This is a genomic window from Phormidesmis sp. 146-12 (assembly GCF_052939495.1).
Map to the genome: position 1 here is coordinate 39,197 of NZ_JBJPHS010000022.1, position 20,558 is coordinate 59,754.

Consider the following 20,558-nt stretch of genomic DNA (forward strand, 5'->3'; position numbering starts at 1 on the left):
TCTTAATTGACGGATAGGCGGCGATCGACAGACATCTCTCCCATTGCCACAACAATTTTGCGGAACCCAATGTAAGGATTGCGCCCGTGAGCAACCAGCAAATTATCCAGCATCAAAATGTCTCCTGGCTGCCAGGTAAACTGCTGTTTTAGCTGTTGATAAAGCTCTTCAATTTCCGTTAAAACAGATGCTTCAATGTCCGACCCATCGCCGTAGTAAACTTGACGCGGCAGCATTTCTGCGCCAAATAAATCTAGTAAGGATGCCTGGACAGACGGTTCCAAGAACGATAGATGATGGAGTTGCAACTGATTGAAAAATACCCACTCCTGGGTTTTTGGGTGCTGAATGATCGCAGGTCGAATTTGACGAGTTCTTAAACCGTCATGATCCAGCCATTCAAACTCGATTCCTGCTTGGTGACAGTAGGTTTCAACCATAGCGCGATCGCTAGTGCGAAAGAAATCTTGCCAGCTTACATCTAACCCTTTCGTATAGTTGCGGACGTACATTAGTTGCTTTTCTGATAAGCGATCGCGGACTGCTGGGCTGAGACGCTGATACATCTGCCGACAATCGACGATCGGGGTTTCTCCGCCTTGTTCAGCAGGTTGCACACAGTAAAACCAGATTTTTATCGGATAGCGATGCAGGTGAGAGCTTTCGTTGTGAAACAGAATTGCTTTGTCAGCAGGATAGGGAGTGGAGCCGTACACTTTTCCACTAATGCCTGCTCTGGGTAAATCGCCATACTCCTCAAATAACTCTGGACAAATTGCTTGAGCAAATTGCTCAAACGCCTGAGCCGATGGAACCTGAAATCCCCGAAATAGAATGCCTCCATGCTGCAATAGTTGGGTTTCAATCCAATCGCAATTTTCTCTGACCCAATCTGCTACGTCTAAGGATTCGATCGCGGGTTCTACCATTAGCGGCAGCGGCGCGTGGGATTGTAACACTCGCGTTCTAATCAGTTCTCCTTGCGGCAGGCTGATCGCTTTTGGCACGATTTGCTTAAATTTCTTCAGGTTCTCTACCTTGCGTTGTTTTTGAGCGATCGCTTTTTGCAATTTTTCGGCATCGGTGTACAGATTCAAATGACCTATCGGTGTATCGGGCTGGGCCACAATACTGTTGAGCAAGGCTTCAAACTGTCGTGACAAGGCTGCGATCGTGTCTGGACGAAACAGATCTGTGCGGTAATTCCAGGTGCCAACGGTTCCCTGATCCGTATCTTCCATAAACAATGCCAAATCAAATTTAGCGGCTCCTGTTTCAACCACTAGAGGCGTTGCGGTTAATCCAGATAGCTCTAGCGGTGGCATGGGAGCATTTTGTAAAACAAACAAAACTTGAAATAGGGGCGTGTGGCTGCGGCGATCGGAACGCAATGCATCTACTAGGCGAGAAAATGGTAAATCCTGATGGGCATAGGCTTCCAGCATCACCGTTCGCACCCGTTGCAGCAAATTCCTAAAACTGGGATTGCCGGAGAGATCCGTTCGGATTACCAGTAAATTAACGAAGAAACCAATTAAGGGTTCAATTCCAGCATGGTTGCGGTTTGCTACATCAGTACCGAGGACAAGCTCTTCCGCTCCGCTGTAGCGGTGAAGCAGTGTTTGAAATGCTGCTAGTAGTGTCATGAACATTGTCGCTCCTGCCTGATGACTCAACTGCTTCAGTGCTATCGCTAAATTGGGAGGTAGTGTGAACGTTGCGATCGCACCCGGTGCAGTTGGAATGGATGGGGGTGGGTCGATCGGTAACTTCAGTTGGGGCAGTCCAGCAAGTTTCTGCTGCCAGTAAGACATCTGCCGCTGCAACACTTCTCCCTGCAACCATTGCCGCTGCCAGACAGCAAAATCGGCGTACTGAATGGGCAGAGCTGGCAGTGGAGCAGGATTTCCCGCAATCAAGGCGTTGTAGCAAGCAGTCAATTCTTGTACCAGCACACCGAGTGACCAGCCATCAGAAACAATATGGTGTAGGGTCAATAGCGCCACATGCTCAGACTCCGACAGCCGCAGCAACTCAGTTCGCATTAATGAACCTTGTGCCAGATCGAAGGGGAGACGAGCCGCTTCGGTCAGCAATTGTTGTACCTCTAGATTACGTTGTGTCGGCTCCAAGCTACTGAGATCAACAATGGGAATTTTTACTGTTTGCACCGGAGCAATCACCTGAACAGGGTTGCCATCAACGATCGGAAACGTAGTTCGCAAGATTTCATGCCGCTGCACGATCGTGTTCAAACTCTGCTTCAAGATGGCGATATCCAGGAAACCGCTCAAGCGTAATGCGATCGGCATATTGTAAGCAAAATCGCCTGGTTGCAATTGATCCAGAAACCACAGTCGCTCTTGAGCAAATGACAGCGGCAAATTGTCTCGTTGGAGAACGGGTTCGATCGGCGGAACCTGGGATTCTGACTTAGCTTGGATCTGCGATCGCACCTCCTCTGCTAAAGCTGCAATCGTGGGAGATTCAAACAGGCAACGCAGCGGAAGTTCGACTTGCAACGATTCCCGAATCCGGGAGATCACCTGCGTGGCAAGCAGAGAGTGACCCCCCTGTTCAAAGAAATTGATATCTATGCCAACTGACTCCACACTAAGTACCTGCTGCCAGATCTCCGCGATCGCGGACTCGATCGGATCGCGGGGTGCCGCAATGCTCTTGGTTAACTCCGATCGAATAGGCTTCAGAGCCGCCAGCGCCCGACGATCGATTTTACGATTCGGAGTCAGAGGGAACGATTCCAGCACTCGAAATTCGCTGGGCACCATATACTCTGGTAGCTGCGCTTTGAGAAATTCTCGTAAGGCAGAGTCGGCGATCAGTGAGTCGTTTGGTACAACAAATGCCAACAGGTGCGGATGGGGTTCTCCTGAGAGCAATACGACAGCTTGGCGGACTTGAGGATGCTGAGACAGCACCGCTTCAATCTCACCCAACTCAATCCGGAATCCCCGCAGCTTCACCTGATGATCCACTCGCCCCACATATTCGATGCTGCCATCCGCTCGATACTTCACGCGGTCTCCTGTCCGATACAACCGCGCTCCTGGGGTTGCACTAAATCTATTCGGGACAAATCGCTCTGCCGTCAGGTCATCTCGTCCCACATACCCCCGCGCCACGCCTGCTCCGCCGATGTATAGTTCTCCGATGATGCCAATGGGCACAGGCTGCTGCTGCTGGTCGAGAACGTAGAGTTGGGTGTTGGCGATCGCACGTCCAATCACGGCGGCTTCTGTGGCATCGGTGAGGCGATGGCGCGTAGACCAGATTGTGGTTTCCGTGGGGCCGTAGAGATTCCATAGTGCCGCGCCGCGTGGTAACAACTGGGCAGCAAGGTCGGGGGTGAGGGCTTCGCCGCCACACAGCAGCGTTAGACCCGGTAATCCCTGCCAATCGGCTTCTAGTAGCAGTCGCCACGTCACAGGAGTTGCTTGCATGAAGGTGGCTTGAGCGCGAGTGAGCGTAGCTGCCAATCGTTGACCATCGACTGCCGTAGCTCGGTCTACCAGTTCTACCGTTGCCCCCACAACGAGAGGCAGCAGCAATTCCAGCACCGCAATATCAAACGAGAGCGAGGTGACAGATAGCAGCACATCGCCCGGACTCAGGTTCAAGTCCTGCTGCATTGAGTAGAGAAAGTTGACCACCGCGCGATGAGGAATCTGCACCCCTTTTGGTCTGCCCGTGGAGCCAGAGGTGTAGAGGATGTATGCCAACTGGGTTGAAGTCGTTGGGCAGGGGAGAGGCGATCGAGATGAACAATCACGCCAGACTTGATCGAGCGGCAAAACCAGACCTGCAAAAGGTAAGACATTTTCCAGAGTTGTGTTGGTCAGCAGCACGGCAACTTGAGCATCGGTGAGGATGAAGGTAAGGCGGTCTGGGGGATAAGCAGGGTCAAGGGGAACATAGGTGCCACCCGCTTTGAGAACGGCGAGTAGAGCAACTAAGAGGTCAGGGGAACGCTCCAGAAATAGACCGACGCGGGTTTCACTGCAAACTCCCACCTGTTGCAGATGGTGAGCGAGATGGTTGGCACGCTGGTTGAGGGTGTCGTAAGTGAGGGCGGAGTCGTGGTAGCGCAGGGCGATCGCTTCTGGTCTTTGTTGCACCTGAGCTTCTACCCATTCATGCAGGCACAATTCAGGAGTCTCGGTGTTGGTTTGATTCCATTCCACTAGCATGATTTGGCGCTCTGTGGATGTTAACAACGGCAGATTGGCAAGGCGCTGCTCTGGGTCAGCCACGATGCCAGCCAGCAAAGTCTGAAAATGCTCCAATAACCGCGCGATCGTGCTCTCATCAAACAGATCAGTGTTGTACTCTAGTGCCCCCAGCAGTGCTTCCTCTGAGTCGCTAAACACCAGGGTCAGATCAAACTTGGCGGTATTGGTTACATTTGCTTGTGGAGTCAAGGTTAAGCCGGAAGTTTCGAGAGGCGCGATCGCGGGATGTACACTCAGCATCACCTGTACCAAAGGTGTATGGCTGGTCTGACGCGCTAGGTTTAGAGTCTCAATCACTTGCTCAAACGGCACATCTTGATGGGCGTAAGCTTTCAGTGCCGTTTCACGCACCTGGGCAAGCACCTGAGAAAACTGAGGATTGTCCGATAGATCGGTACGGAGGATCAGCGTGTTGAGGAAGCAACCAATCAAATCGGCAAGCCCTGGATGATGGCGATTCGCGATCGGGGTGCCAATCAGAATATCGGTTTGCTGGGTGTATCGGGACAGTAACGTGGCAAATGCCGCCAGCAAGGTCATGAATAGGGTTGTCCCGTGCTGCTGTCCTAACTGCTGGAGTGCCTGTTTGAGCGGAGACTGTATTCGTAGCCATTCGGTTTTACCCCGAAAACTCTGAACGGCCGGACGGGGGCGATCGAGGGGTAGCGGGAGCAGAGTGGGAGGGTTGTGCAATTGCTGCTGCCAGTATGCTAACTGGGTTTGCATCACGTCTTCTTGTAACCAGCGCCGCTGCCAGTCGGCAAAATCGACATACTGAATCGGGAGATCTGGTAAGGGAGCAGGTCTCCCGTGGCAGAAGGCATCGTAGAGAACCGCCAGTTCCCGCACTAGAATTTGTGCTGATCCGGCATCTCCAATCAAGTGGTGCAGAGTGACAAACAGCAGGTGTTTAGTGGGTTGGAGTTGCGCGATCGTGACCCGCAAAAGAGGAGCCTGACTCAGATCAAAGCTGTGTTGCGCTACTTCTGCCGCCAGCCGCTGCGTCTCGGTTTGCTGCTGAATGGCTGAGAGTGCTTGTAGATCAACAACGGGTAGATTGAAGCTGAAAGGTAGGTGAATGACTACTTGGGGCTGCCCATCCTTAGCTTCAATACTGGTACGCAAGACTTCATGCCGCTGCAAGAGGGCGTTGAAACTCTGCTCCAAAGCAGACAGATTTAAGGAACCGCTAATATGCAGCACAGTGGGAATGTTATAAGCTGGATTGCTCGGTTCTAACTGCTGCAAAAACCAGATCCGCTGCTGGGCAAAGGAGAGGGGTAAGACTTCACTACGGGAAATGGGTCGAATCGGCTGGAACGACTGAACGATCGCCTGCTCTGATTTCAAGCTCTCGGCGAATTCTGCAATGGTTGGAGCCTCGAATAAGCGCCGCAGCGGAACCTCCACCTGTAAGGCAGATTGCACCCGTGCGATCGCTTGCGCCACCAGCAGCGAATGTCCACCTAATTCAAAAAAGTTATCGTGAATGCTGATCGACTTGCGCCCTAAGATCTGCGTCCAAATTTCAACTAAGATCGCTTCTGTGGCGGTGCGGGCTGGAATGGGAGAACTCTCCGCAGGCGTGGCATCTGGAGCAGGAAGGGCACGGCGATCGACCTTGCCATTTTGATTCAGCGGCAGCGCCTCCAGTAGCACGCAGACAGAGGGTACCAAATAGCTGGGTAATTGTTGCAGCAGATCACGCCGTAAGCTGTTGGAATTCAAGTCCGTGGCAGGTTCTGGCACAACGTAGGCAACTAATTGGGCAGGATCTTGCCGCAGGATCACTACAGCGTCTTGAACCGCAGAATGCTTTCGTAGCGCAGCTTCCACTTCTCCCAGTTCAATCCGAAAGCCGCGCCATTTCACCTGTTGATCTGCCCGTCCGACAAATTCCAGCCTGCCATCGGCGCGATAGCGCACGAGATCCCCGGTTTTGTACAAGCGCTTACCTGCCACAGAACTGAACGGATGGGGCAGAAACGCCTGATCTGTTAGGTCTGATCGACCCAGGTATCCCCGCGCCAACCCGACGCTGCCGAGATACAGTTCACCAATGACCCCGATCGGAACGGGTTGTTTGTGACGATCCAGCACGTAGGTTTGGGTATTCGCAATGGCACGCCCGATCGAGGGGTTCGTATCCGTCGCCGTACATTCAGCCACCGTAGCGCACACGGTTGTTTCAGTCGGGCCATAGGCATTGAAAAATTGTCGCCCCACTGCCCAAGTGGAAACTAACGCCGCTGGACAGGTTTCTCCCGCCACAATCAGTGTATGCAGAGCAGGCAGATTAGACGGAGACAGAGCGGCGAGAGCAGACGGGGGCAGCGTTGCGTGAGTAATGGCGTGAGTTTGCAAAAACTGCTGCAATGGCGAACCGGGCAATCGCTGATCAGATCGACCTAGATACAGTGTGGCTCCCGATCGCCATGCCATCACCAGTTCCCATACCGACGCATCGAAGTTAAACGAGGCAAATTGCAGAATGCGGCTGTCTGACGATAAGCGAAAGGTTTGCTGTTGTGCCTGACTCAGGTTTGCCAGTCCGCGATGAGTCAGCAGCACGCCTTTTGGCTGTCCGGTAGAACCAGATGTGTAAATGACGTAAGCCAGATGATCCAGCGTGACAGAACTGGCAGGATTTGTGGTGGAACAGGCAGCGATCGCGCTCCAATCTGCATCCAGGCAGACAATCGAACCTGAGTAAGACGGCAATCGACTTTGCAGATCACGCTGGGTCACTAAGCCAACGATCTGTGCATCAGCCAGCATAAATGCCAATCGATCGCTAGGGTAGTCAGGATCAAGCGGCAGATAAGCGCCTCCAGCCTTGAGAACTGCCAGGATCGCAATCAGCATGTCTAGAGACCGTTCTAAGCAGATCCCGACCCGTTGATCAGGATCGACTCCCCAACTTTGGAGGAAGTGAGCAAGCTGATTTGCTCGATCGTTCAGTTCCCCGTAGCTAAGAGGTTGCTCGTTCCATAGAGCGGCGATCGCGTCTGGGTGCTGTTGCGCCTGCATTTCCACCCAGTGATGCAGACATACCTGCGGATAGTCCGTCTGAGTTTGAGTCCAGGTTTCTAGTAGCTGATGCCGCTCTGGTTCTGTTAAAAGCGGTAACTGAGAAAGCCGCTGATGAGGGGTTGACGCAATTCCAGTCAGAAGCGTCTGAAAATGATCCACCATGCGGCGCATCGTTGCAGCGTCAAAGAGATCGGTGCGGTATTCGATCCAGCCTTCAACGCCGTCGGCGGTTTCCAGCAAGTTCATCACCCAATCAAATTGTGTCGTTGCTGTGTGCAGAGGGCGCGGTTTTAGACTCAATTCACCACACCTCTGCGGCGCGATCGGCGCGGTTTGCAGGGTAAACATGACCTGAAGCAGTGGCGCATGACTGAGACTCCGCTCTGGTTGCACCGCCTCCACCAGTTTTTCAAACGGTAAATCTTGATGATGACTTGCTTCTAGGACAACCGATCGCACTCGTTGCAGCAGTTCCAGAAATGTTGGATCACCCTCCAGGTTGGTTCGCAATACCAGCGGATTTACCAGCACTCCTATCAGAGCTTCTGTCTCAGCACGATTGCGGTTTGCTACCGGAGCGCCAATCAAAATATCGGTTTGATCCGTGTAGCGATAGAGCAGTGTTTTGAAGGCTGCCAGCAACGTCATAAACAGGGTCGCCCCGTGCTCCTGTCCTAGCGATCGCAACGGTTGAATGAGTGACTTGGGTAGGTGAACCGCTTGCACGGCTCCCTGAAAGTTTTGCACTGGAGGGCGGGGACGATCGCAGGGGAGTGGTAAAACTGCCGGAGCTTCCGCAAGTTGCTGTCTGCCGTAGGATAAATGCTGCTCCAGATCCTTTTGCAACCACTGCCGCTGCCACACCGCAAAATCGACGTATTGAATCGGCAAATCCGGTAGCGGCGAGGACTTCCCATCTAGAACCGCCTCGTATAGCAGTGCCAGTTCTCGAACGAAAATTCCTAGCGACCAACCATCCGCCACGATGTGATGCACATTGAGCAGGAGAACATACGTCTCTGCATCCAACTTCAGCAGGGTTGTTCGTAGCAGTGGGCCCTGCGCTAAATCAAACGGGCGTTGTGCTACCTCAGTTGCCAACTGCTGTACGGCTGCTTCCTGCTCAGATGGGGGCAGAGATTGTAAATCTATCATTGGCAGATCCCAGGATGCAGCAGGTTGAATGACCTGCATCGGTTCTCCATCCGATGTGGTAAAGATCGTTCGTAGTCCTTCGTGGCGCTGACAGAGCGCGGTCAGACTTTGCTGCAAACCAGATACCTGTAGCCGACCCTTGAGATCGACGGCTGCGGGCACGTTGTAAAGCGGAATTTCTGGATAAAGCTGATGTAGAAACCACAATCGCTGTTGAGCAAATGACAGCGGAAAAGCATGACCTGTTCGAGGTTGGGGCTGAATTCGCGATCGCGCCTGCCGACTTTGCTGAAGCCGCTGAGTCAGTTTCGCCAGTTGATCCGGCGATAGGTTGGCTATCCGATCGGCATTATTCATAATCTTCCCCTAAGAATTCAGCTTCTAGTTCTGCCAGCAGGTCAGGATTAACTTGATCGGCAATCGACTGAGCAATCACCTCAGCCAGCTTTGCCACGGTAGGTTGATCAAACAAGCTCCGCAGCGACACCTCCACTGAGAAGGTTTCACGAACGCGGGAAATCACCTGGGTTGCTAGTAGGGAGTCTCCCCCTAGATCAAAGAAAGTGTCATGAATGCCAACCTGATCACGGCTCAAAAGCTGGCACCAGATGTCTGCCAGTGCCGTTTCGATCGCTGTGCGGGGAGCCACAAAAGCAGATTCTAAACTCGGTGCAGCGAGACGCTTTAGAGCCAGCAGCGATCGACGATCAACTTTCCCATTTGCCGTTAGCGGTAAAGTTTCCATCGGCATATAGGCAGACGGTAGCATGTACTCTGGTAGCTTCTCCGCCAGAAACGTTCGGAGTTTCTGTGGCTGAAAGTGCTGAACCGATGCAGGACTTCGCGCCAGCAGCACATCAAACCCTAGCCACTCAGCGATCGAGCCAGATTGAGCCAGGATTTGACAATCGGTAAATCCGGTAGCGGTGAGAACCTGCCGCCACTGTGCCTGAGACAGCAAGGGATGCTGTTGTCGCAGATGGGTGTCCTCAAATCGATCGAAGCCCTGTTGCAGCCCCATACTGAGATCAAAGGCAGGATGGAACTGGGTTTCTTCTAGCAGCAGTAAGAGTCCCCCTGGTGCCAGAAGCGAACGAATGTGGTGCAAGGTTTCGCTGATGTTGCGAGTGGCATGAAGAACGCTGGAGGCAATTACGACATCGAAAGTATGCAATTCATAGCCCTGTTCCTGCGGGTCTTGCTCTAGATCTAGTAGCCCAGTTTGCAGAAATGGGTAAGCCGCAAACCGCGATCGCGCCCGCTGCAAGAAATAGCTGGAAATATCGGTGAATAGGTAAGTCGTACGCTCAGGAGGAAGCTCAGGCAACAGATGCAGCGTCGTGGAGCCAATCCCCCCACCAACCTCCAAAATTCGCAGCGGTTCAGGTTGCCAGGATTGGGCAATCTTGCTGATTAGCGATCGCATTACAGCATTGCTCGCCTGAAATTGCTTTTGATAAATTTCTGGAACTGCGTCGGCAGCGTAAATTTCGGCTGAATGCTGCGTCTCAGTTAGGATATCCGCCAGATTTTCAGCTACCTGAAGGAGTAGTTGGGCTGCTTCCTGACTCAATCCCCAACCTTGTGTCGCTCCTGTGTGAACACGGGCAATTAGATCGCGAGATAGATGGGTCGGTAAGGGAGATACTTGCACAAAGCGATCGTTCTGCTGCTTTAGCCAACCCTTCTGTACGAGGTGAGTCAGTGCCCGTTGCAACCAGCGTTGATAGCGGGGCTGGATCTGACAGTGCCGCAATAGTTCTGTCACATCAGCATCATTGTCAGATTGAAAGGCTCCTAGCTTCTGTAATGCAACGCCTGTAGCGTGGAGATAAAGCTGCTCTAGAGAGTGCCAAAATTCTGAGAACGTCTTGAGATCGATCGCCTCAACAGATGGGGACGGCTGGAGCGACTTCGTTAGTACCTCCCACTGTTTGGGTGTCATTGATGCTTGCCGCTGCAAAAACAGTGAATCTAATTTATCTACAGCAGGAACTACATACGCTACAAGTTGCTGAAGTGATCCGTCTCCCGTTGCTAAAACAACTGCTTCCTGAACCGCTGGATGTTGCTCCAGAGTCGCTTCAATTTCCCCTAGCTCAATCCGATAGCCCCGCAGCTTCACTTGAGAATCTTCGCGCCCCAGAAACTCGATCTGCCTGTTGGGTAAATATCGCCCTAAATCTCCAGTGTTGTAGAGCCGTCCGAGTCGAGGATGGTCGATGAAACTGGTGATCGTTCTAGCATCATCCTGCCAGTAGCCCTGCGCTAAACCCATCCCCGCAATATACAACTGCCCCGGAACCCAGACTGGACGCGGCTCTAATTGCTCATCTAGTACATAAAACTGCTGATTTCGCATCGGCTGCCCGTAGGGAATGCTTTTCCAAGCTGGATCAACAGCCGCGATCGCATACAGAATCGACCAAATCGAAGCCTCAGTCGCTCCGCCCAAACTGACCACTTGCACTGCTGGAACGAATTGTTTGAGGCGATCGGGCAAGGAAAGTGGCAGCCAGTCTCCACTCAGCAGCACCAGCCGCAGGCTGTCCGGTAACACTCCGCAGCGCCCTGCGCCATACTCCAGAAGCATTTGCATCAAGGCGGGAACTGAATTCCACAGTGTGACGTGTTCGCGCTCCAAAATCTCTGACCAAACGGCGGGATCTTTCGTGGCTGTTGCAGGTGGCAGGACGATCGTGCCGCCCGCTGCCAGCGTTCCAAAAATGTCATACACAGAGAGGTCAAAGCTGAGAGAAGAAAGGGCAAACACGCGGTCTTGTGATCCGACCAGGAAGCGCTGATTGATGTCCAGAATCGTGTTAACGGCTCCCTGATGGTCGATCATTACACCTTTGGGAAGCCCTGTCGATCCGGAGGTGTAGATCACATAGGCAAGATCAGTTGGCTGCTGCACAGGTTCTAGAAGCGGCTCGTCAGTCCAGTCTGCATCCTCAACATCCCAAACCTGCAAATGGCTAGCAGCGAACGACGCTTGGAGACATTGATGCGTCAGAACATGCCGAACGGCAGTTTGCTCTAGCAAATACCAGCGGCGTTCCTGCGGCAGTTCCGGATCGATCGGCACATAGGCACCTCCTGCCATCAGCACTCCCAATACCGCAACAACTTGCTGCCAGCCTTTTTCTAAGACGATCGCCACCAGTTGATTTGGCAGCACTCCCGATCGGCGTAGTTGATGCCCTACATGGGTAGCACGACGCAAGAGTTCTGCATAGGTAAGGGTGCAATCGGGCGCAATCACCGCGAAGTGATCCGGCTGCATTTGCGCGTGTGCCATGAACAGGGTGTGCAGCAGATGCTTTGATACAGGAGCGGTCGTCTCGTTCAAGGTAGTCTGCAACGCTTGATCTGCCGTTGGTAGCAATACCGATCGAGCTGCCTGCCAGGGTCGATCGCAAGTTGCTAAATCTTCCAGCAGGTGACAGTAAGCCGTCAGCATCGCATCTACCATCCCGTCTGGAAATAATCCCTCCACAGCATCCCAATTGAACACCAGCGCTCCGTTGTCTTCGTAAACCTGGTGATCTAACCAAACTTGGGGGGTTTGAGCAATGCTGTAGACTAACTTGCCCAGCCATTCGGTCGCAAATGCTGTTTCATCCTGCATCTGGGGATTTGCTAGCAGACTGGTGAACACTACGGGCATGGTGATTCGTCCCGCCCCTGCTTGAGCGCGCGCGAGTTCTCTCAAAACCCGAACACCGCTAACTGCACTGTGTTCCAGATCTTGCCACAATTGATGCTGAAGCTGTTGGGCACGCTGTTGAAAGGAAGCTGATTGACTGTAATCGACTGCAAGCAAAGTAAGGGACGTAAAATCACCGACAAGATCGTTAACTTGAGGATGGAGCGGTAACCGATTGAACGTCGTCAGGTTAATCGTGAAGTGACGAGTTTTGCTCCAGGTGGCTAACACATCGGCATAGGCAGCCAGCAACAGTCCAGAGGGAGTCAAACCTGCTTGAATGGCGCGCTGCTTCAACTGCTGCCAAATTTCCTGCGACAGTGTGACAGTCTGACGTGCAAACCGAGGAGTGTCAATGGCAGTTGGTGCGATCTCCAGGGGAAGTTCTGGTGCAGGGGGCAGTTGGGGAATTCGAGCTTGCCAGTAGGTGAGCGATCGCTGATACACGTCGGAGGCTTCCAGGGTCTTCAGCGCTAGAACGTAATCGCGGAATCTGAGATCCAGCTTAGAAAGCGCAGTGCCCTGCTGGTAAAGCTGCCGCCACTGTTTGAGTAACAGCGCCAGACTAGCAGCATCTACGAGCAAATTATCAAAGCTGAGAAACACGCGGATTCGCTGGTCATCCAATCGCGCTGCACTAACTTCAAAGAGGGGATAGATGTCGGACGGGCGTACTCGATGGGATAGCTGCTGTCGAATCGCGGCGAGTTCGGCGGTCATGGCTTCTGGAGACTTGCCGCGCAGATCCCACTCGTGAATTTGATAAGGAGGCACTGAGGCGAGAACTTGCTGCTGTCCGTCGGGCAAGATGATTGTTCGTAGCGTATCGTGATGTACTACTAACTGTTGAAATGCATCATTTAGCCGACGTAAATCCAGATTGGAACTGTCGAATTCAGCATAGACATGAGCGGCAACGTTACCCATCTCAAACGATCGCGTTCTACCAATCCAGTACGCTTCCTGAATGTCGTTGAGTGAGAAAGGCTGATGGTGCTGCTCTGGGTCGGGTTGAATTTGGGGCAGAACTGGGTGAGTTGCGGTGGCAAGCTTGTGAACCAACTGAGCCGCTAGATCTGTGATTGAACTATCTTCCAGCAGCGTTGTAAGGGCGATCGTAACTCCTAGATCAGTTTCTAAATCGCTCTTTAGTTCCAGTGCCATAATGGAATCCAGCGCTAGAGTTTTGAGCGATCGCGATGATTCAATCTCTGCTAATGGAACTCTTAGTACGTGAGCAATGCGATCTCGCAAGTAGCTCTCTAATGCCTGCTGTTGCGATTCTGGTTCCAGGGTCAGCAGCGTTTCACGGGACACGCTAGAGCGGGATGATCGGGCTTCAATTGGCGGACGATCGTCTAACTCTAACCAATATCGTTGGCGTTCAAAGGGATAGGTGGGGAGCGGTTGCCGTTGGCGGGGGTAGTCGCGATCGAATCCAGCCCAATCAACCTCAAAGCCGTGTAGATAAAGTTCCTTCAGACTATTCAACAAGGTTTCCCACTCGCCCGTTTGAGGATCGAGAGACGGCAGCCACACTTGGGTTTGAGTAGAGAACTTTTGCCGCAAAGCTTCCAGCGATGTGGAGTGCAATCCAATTTCTAGAAAGGATTGAAACCCTTGCTCTAGAAGCGTTTGAATTCCTGTCAGGTTATTGGTCGATCGAGACAAGCATTGTTGCCAATCAGTCTTTGCAGTGTTGTGATCTAGAAGTTGTCTGGTTGCTCCAGAAACCAGTGTCAGACAGGGAGCCGCAGTCTGCAAAGGATGTTCTGATGGGTGAGTAATGCACCGTATCGCCTCCTCCAAGCTCAACACGCCCGCCACACAAGCGGCTACCAATTCTCCTACTCCGTATCCCAGAACAGCATCCGGCTGAATTCCCCAAGACTGCCACAAGTGCGCCAGCGCATACTCTAGTACAAACGCGATCGCTGCCGAATCTGACTCACTCACTTTTGCTACAGTGCCAGTGTTGGGATAAAGCAGCGAAAGAAGTGACTGTTTCAGAATAGGCTGCAATCGCTGATCGCACTGCTGCAAAATTTGTCGGAACGTCGGCTGAGTTTGGTATAGCTGAGTTCCAACCCATGCCGCTGTGTCACCGGGGAACAAGAAGACAATTTTGTGTCGCTCTGTTGTTGTTGGCTGATCAATCAATTCGCTCGCATTTTGATGCAACCAGATCACTAACTGCTGCTGAATTTGTGCTAAAGAATGGCTAACACAGGCAAAGCGGTAGTTAAAATGCGATCGTCCGACTGTCGCACTATGGCAAAGGTTTGCGATCACCTCAGATGGCTGCTCCTCAAGAAATTCCACATACTGCTGAACTAGCGATCGCAGAGCAATTGGACTTTTTGCCGAAACGCTGAACAGGTGCAAGGGACGATCGAACTCAATAGACTGAACTGGCTGATCCGGAGGCGCTTCCACAATCACATGAGCATTCGTGCCATTTGCGCCAAACGCATTAATTCCAGCAATCCGTCTTCCCTGAATGGGCATCCAAGGCGTGCGCTGAGTTGGAATTTTGGCAGGAATCTCCTCCAGCGAAATCGTGGGATTAAGTTGCTGAAAATGGAGATGCGGCGGTAATTCTTGATGATGCAGCGCCAACGCCACCTTAATTAAGCTGGCCATCCCCGAAGCAGTCTCTGTGTGTCCAATATTGGTTTTGACAGAGCCGAGGAACAGCGGAGTTTCTCCTGATCGCCCTTCCCCCAACACTGCCGCCAGCGCCCGAACTTCGATCGGATCACCGATCGGGGTTCCGGTTCCCTGCGCCTCGACATACGAAATTTGAGCAGGCTGAACGCCGGACTGCGACAAGGCTTCTCGGATTACCGTCTGCTGTGTTGCCCCGTTAGGAATCGTTAAGCCACCACTCGCACCGCCATGATTCACCGCCGTCCCGCGAATCACCGCCCAAATGTGATCTCCCGCTGCCTGTGCATCAGAGAGCCGCTTCAGAGCGACCACGCCGCAGCCTTCCGATCGCACATAGCCATCGGCTGCTGCATCAAAGGTACGGCAGCGACCCTTAGCAGACATCAACCGAGTTTTAGAAAAAATCACGTTCGCCTCTGGTGACAGAATCAAATTCACGCCTCCAGCTAACGCCAAATTGCACTCCCGGTTGCGGAGGCTCTGACACGCCAGATGAACTGCCATCAGCGACGAGGTACAGGCGGTATCCAACGCTAGACTTGGGCCCTGTAATCCCAATAGATAAGACAAGCGACCTGCGGCAAAGCAAAAGCCATTTCCCGTACCCAGGTAGGCATCGATCGCGGCCGGATTTTTCGTTCTGGTTTGCAAACTAGCATAGTCACTGGTGCCAATCCCAACAAACACCCCAGTCTTGCTGCCCATCAAATCGCGTGGGGCTTGTCCGGCATGTTCCAGCGCTTCCCAGGCAACCTCCAAAAGCAACCGTTGTTGTGGGTCTATGCTAATGGCTTCCCGTGAACTGATACCAAAAAAATCGGGATCAAACTGATCCACTTGCGATAAGAATCCGCCCCAGCGCGTGTAGGTTTTACCAGGAGCATTCGGATTGGGATCATAGTAAGCATCTACCTGCCAGCGTTCTGGGGGCACTTCTGAAATCGGATCAATTCCATCCCGCAACAGTTGCCAAAATGCAGCCGGATGGTTGGCTCCAGGAAACCGACAGCCCATGCCCACCAGCGCGATCGGTTCGGTCTTGGCCTGCTGAAGGGCATCCAGTTGGGATTTCAACTCCACCGCCAGCAGTGCCAGCCGTTTTGGAGAAAGGTCTGTAATTTGTTCTAGAAATGCATTCATAGGATTGCCCCAGACATTTTTTCGGATAGCAGCCGCTCAACTTCGTCATCTGACAACTGCTGAATCTTGGCTAAAGGATCAGTTAAGTCGATCGCGGGAGCAATCTCTTTCGCGATCGTGGGTTCCTTCCAGTTCAACAGGGTTTGAGCTAGATGGTTGGTCAGAGCGCTGACTGTGGGATGCTCAAACGCCAGAATTGCCGGAATTGCACAGCCCAAACTGGATTCCAATCGATGCTTTAGTTCCAGCGCCATAAGAGAATCCATCCCCAGTTCAAACAATCCTCGTTGCGGGTCTAAGCGCTGGGGAGGTTGAATTCCCAACACATGGGCAGCTTGTTCCTGAATGTGAGCTTGCAGCGCCTCTATGCGTCCGTTGGTAGGAAGGCTCTCTAGCGCCTGCAACCAGGAAGTTGGGGCGATTGATGGCTGAGTTTCAGTTGCTTGATTGGTTGCTTGATTGGCAAGCTGTTGCAACAGCGACGAGTCAGCATTTGGGAACACCTGGAAGAACTCCGACCAGGGCACAGGTAACACCGCCACCTGCGCTATCTCCTGATGCAGCAGATGTTCCAGCGCGGCTAGACCCTGTTCAGGCAGAAGAGTCCAGCTATCTGGCAACAGTCGATAACCCTCCTGGACGTAGCGCGATCGCATTCCCACTTCCGCCCAGTCTCCCCAGGCAATACTCAGAGCGGGTTGCCCCCGCGATCGACGGTAGTAAGCCAGGGTATCCAAAAACGCATTGGCGGCACTGTAGCTGCCCAACTGCTGCCCAACGGCTCCCAACAGTCCCGCCCAGGACGAGAATAGAACAAACCAATCGAGCGTCTGATGGTCAAACAGTCGATGCAAAACCCAACTGCCCAGCACCTTCGGGCGCAACACCGCTGTCAAGGTTTCCTGAGCCAACTGCTGAAGCGGAACCAGCGGTTGAGGAACTCCTGCTAAGTGCATCACCCCACGAATTTCGGGACATCCCTGTTCTTGTAGGTGATGCAGCGCTGCGATCATCTGGGCTTCGTCTGCTACATCGGCAGTCGCTAGATAAACGGTTGCCCCAGATGCCTCGATCGTCCGAATGGTCTGAATTTGATTTGCCACACGGCTCTCTTGGGGCGCATCCCACTGGTTACGAGGCGGCAGGAGCGATCGTCCTAGCAAAATCAGATGTCGCGATCCCTGTCGAACTAACCATTGTGCTACCAGCAGACCCAGATCTCCCAATCCTCCGGTCAGCAAGTAGCTACCCCCTGACTGAACCTGAATTGCGGATTGAACAGTAGCCTGATGCTGCACCAAGCGAGGCGTATACCATTCCCCCTGTCGGTAGGCGATCGGGGGATTCCCAGAGATTGCTTGCCATAGTGCGGCGGCATTTTGTTCAACTGATGCACGCGGATCAAGATCAATCAATCCACCCCAACGTTGGGGTTGCTCCACTGCTATCACCTGCCCCAATCCCCAGAGTAAGGACGGAACAATAGCTTGTGAATCAGTCGGTTGAACAAACTGGCTCCCCTGAGTTACCAGCCATAGTTGCGACTGACTGGATGTGAGCGACTGAAGAAGAGACAAAACATCAAAACAAAGTACTCCTGAAGCTGCTTCTAGTTCAGGGGTTGTTAAACTACTACTGTCAGGCAAATCCAGACTGTTGAGGTGAATTACTCTCAGAGCGGTTGTCTGATCAAACTTCTGTAACCACGATCGAGCGTCTTCAGACCGATTGCCCTGAACCAGGCTCACCCGCTTTCCATCTGCTCGAAGCTGTTTCGCTAGTTCTGTGCCGACTCCGCTCTGATCAGCCAAAATCAGCCAGTCCTCAACGATCGCAGGGGCTTGAGCTACAATCACCGCTTGGTGTACTGGAGTTCCTTCAGGCGCGATCTCCCTCACCTCAGCAAATCCAGTGCTTTTCAGCAGTTCACACCAGCGCTCTTGACTAAGTAATGGATAATCAGGACGCAGCGATCGATCCGTAAATTTCCACCATCCTTCCGTTAAACCGAAGACCAAATCGAGCGATCGTTGAGGCTGTGTCCCTTCCAGCAATACGAGTAATCCGCCCGGTGCCAGTAATTGCCGCACATGCTTTAAGGTCTGCTGCAAATCCGCTGTGGCATGTAAAACATTAGCTGCCAGAATCACATCAAACTGCTGTGGAGAAAAGCCTTGAGACTGCGGATCTTGCTCAATATCCAACACTCCGTACTGCACAAATGGATAGTTGTGGAATTTTTGCTCTGCTCTCGCTGTCATCAACCGCGAAACATCAGTGAACCAATACTCTGTTTGCGCGGCAGGTAGAGACGGAAGCACCTGAGCCGTGGTACCTCCGGTTCCAGCCCCAATTTCTAGAATGCGAATTTGCTGACCTTTGGGTAGACTGTTCACAGCTTCAGCGATCGTTTGTTGCACCCAGCGATTCATGACTTGAGCGGCTGGAGCGTGTTGATAAAGCTGCTCGACTAAATCCAGCGATCCGTCAGGAAAGAGTAGTTGCAGGGAGTCACATTGCCCTTGCAACACGTCTGCTAGTCGGGTTCCACAGCGCTCCAACAACGTTAATTCGGCACGACAGGCAGGGTAGGCTGCCCACAGATCATTCCATTGCTGTGAAGCCTCTCTGTGAGCCGGAAGATTGCATTTCCACTGGGTTGAGTTTAGTTGGCACAAAATTCCATCGTCCTGCAAAATTTGCAGCAGGCGTTCTGATAACTGTTGATGGGCTGGTGCAATTCCTAATTCAGTCAGGGAGGCAGTGGAGACGATCGCACCGTCTGAAAAATTCCAGCCTAACTGCTGAAATGCCGAGAGGATATAGGTTGTGCTGAGGATTTCTAACTGTGGCTGAAAATTTTGATAAATCGAGAGTTCAGACGGTTTGGATGAAGAAAAACACTCAGTAATTTGCTGAAGCGATCGCAGCCAATCCGCAGGCTGAAGCGCGGCGATGGGTGGGGTAATCGGTTGCCACTCAACTTGGTAAAACCAGTTCTCAGGCAGTTTTTTGGGCAACTGCGGCTCAGACACTCGCTGCAACCGGAGTCCAATCACCTCGATTAACACAGCACCCATTTGATCCAAAATTTGAACCGTTCCTTCAAATTGTTTAGCCGTCGGGCTGATTTCTGAATGTACGATCGCATGGCTCCACACCCGCTTTTCCAAAGGGCGATGATGCTTTAACCGTTGGAAGCCAACAGGAAGATATTGCACGGATTGCGTTTGAGCGACGATCTCGCGGGGCAGTGCAGCAAAAAATACCTGTAAGCAAGCATCTAAAAAGGCTGGATGCAGGCTGTAATCGGCGCAATCTGATTCCAATATTTCCAGCAGTTGGATATCTCCTAGCGCTTCTCCATCGCGTCGCCAGAGTTGCTGAATTCCTTGAAAACTGCGGTCAAATTCCACGCCCACTGTTAGCAAGTTCTCATAAAACTCTGAGGCAGTCACCGATTCGGAGCAACGAACCTGGATCTCACGCAATGAATTCTCTGTAGTAGATTGTGGACGATCGCTCGATCGATTTCTCAAGTCACTATCTGCACCACTACAAACCTCCTTAAGGCGAGTTAAGTGCGGCAAATGATCGAGAATTTGATTTGCAGCTAATCCAAAGTCCAGCAGACAGGCAACTTCATCAACGCCCAATTGCTCCAGTTGTTGAATCAGCGGTAAACAGCTCTCTGGTGTGCCAATTAGCGATCGACTCGCAGCAAATTTCTCAAATATCAGATTTGCTAAAGCTTCTAGATCGGCTGCGGAAAGCTGGGTAACATCAACGGTTAAGCCTCGACTTTCTGCTAAACCCTTGAGCAAAGGCAGATTAGATTTTAGGTAATTGCAGTAGGGTTTTCGCGCTTGTTCACGAGTTTGTTGCAGATCATCTCCAATTAAGGTGTGCAACGTGACGGTGATTTGCCCTGTTGCTGGATCGTAGCCCTGCCGAGATCGAGCCTCCCGATAGAGCGCAATTTTTTCCGCTAGTTCCTCCACCGTGTGGTCAAACAAATGCGTGAGTAGATTGGCTCCGATTTCCCCAGCGCGAATAAAGGTTTTGGGACTGCCTGCGGCTGTTACCCAAATCGGCAATTCTGATTGAATCGGGGTCGGGTAAATGCGAATTTCAACAGGAATATTTTTGCCATTCGGCATCCAAATGGAGTCGCCTCGCCACAGCTTTTGAACCGTTTCAATTCCGGCAAATAAAATATTATAACGATCGTCGTAGCGATCGGAGCAACCCGCAAAATCATTTGGATTCCAGCCCGCCGCAAACGAAATGCCCACCCTGCCACCAGAGAGATTGTCTACCACTGCCCACTCTTCGGCAACTCGAACAGGAGGATGCAGCGGTAAAACCACACTCCCTGCCCTGAGTTGAATTTGCTTCGTCTCTCGCGCCAGGGCAGCATGAAGCACCGCCGGATTTGGATAGAGACAGCCAAACTGGGTAAAGTGCCGTTCAGGTACCCACACGCTTGTAAAGCCGTGGCGATCGGCAAACCGGGCACTTTCAATGACCAGACGATATTTTTCTTCTAGCAGCGCATCTTCACCACTGGCAAAGAACATGAAACCGAATTGCATAGAAAT

The 20,558-nt window shown here is 52.3% G+C and carries 3 protein-coding genes; all 3 read right to left on the reverse strand.

Annotation, left to right across the window (positions count from 1 at the left end; translation table 11 throughout):
- Positions 1–2: 2 nt before the first annotated feature.
- From ACKFKF_RS12035 to ACKFKF_RS12045, 3 genes are read right to left on the reverse strand one after another with little or no spacing between them, the layout of a single operon-like run.
- Entirely contained in the window at positions 3–8,795 is an 8,793-nt protein-coding gene (locus ACKFKF_RS12035) for an amino acid adenylation domain-containing protein (RefSeq protein ID WP_446867925.1), read from the reverse strand.
- Positions 8,788–15,957 carry an amino acid adenylation domain-containing protein gene (locus ACKFKF_RS12040; protein ID WP_446867926.1) on the reverse strand — a complete coding sequence of 2,390 codons (7,170 nt, stop codon included), beginning with the start codon at positions 15,955–15,957 and terminating at the stop codon, positions 8,788–8,790. Before ACKFKF_RS12040 ends, ACKFKF_RS12035 begins: the two co-directional genes overlap by 8 nt.
- On the reverse strand, positions 15,954–20,552 hold the full coding sequence (locus tag ACKFKF_RS12045) for a MupA/Atu3671 family FMN-dependent luciferase-like monooxygenase (RefSeq protein ID WP_446867927.1): 4,599 nt from the start codon (positions 20,550–20,552) through the stop codon (positions 15,954–15,956). The genes ACKFKF_RS12040 and ACKFKF_RS12045 overlap by 4 nt, the downstream gene beginning before the upstream one ends.
- Positions 20,553–20,558: the final 6 nt, after the last annotated feature.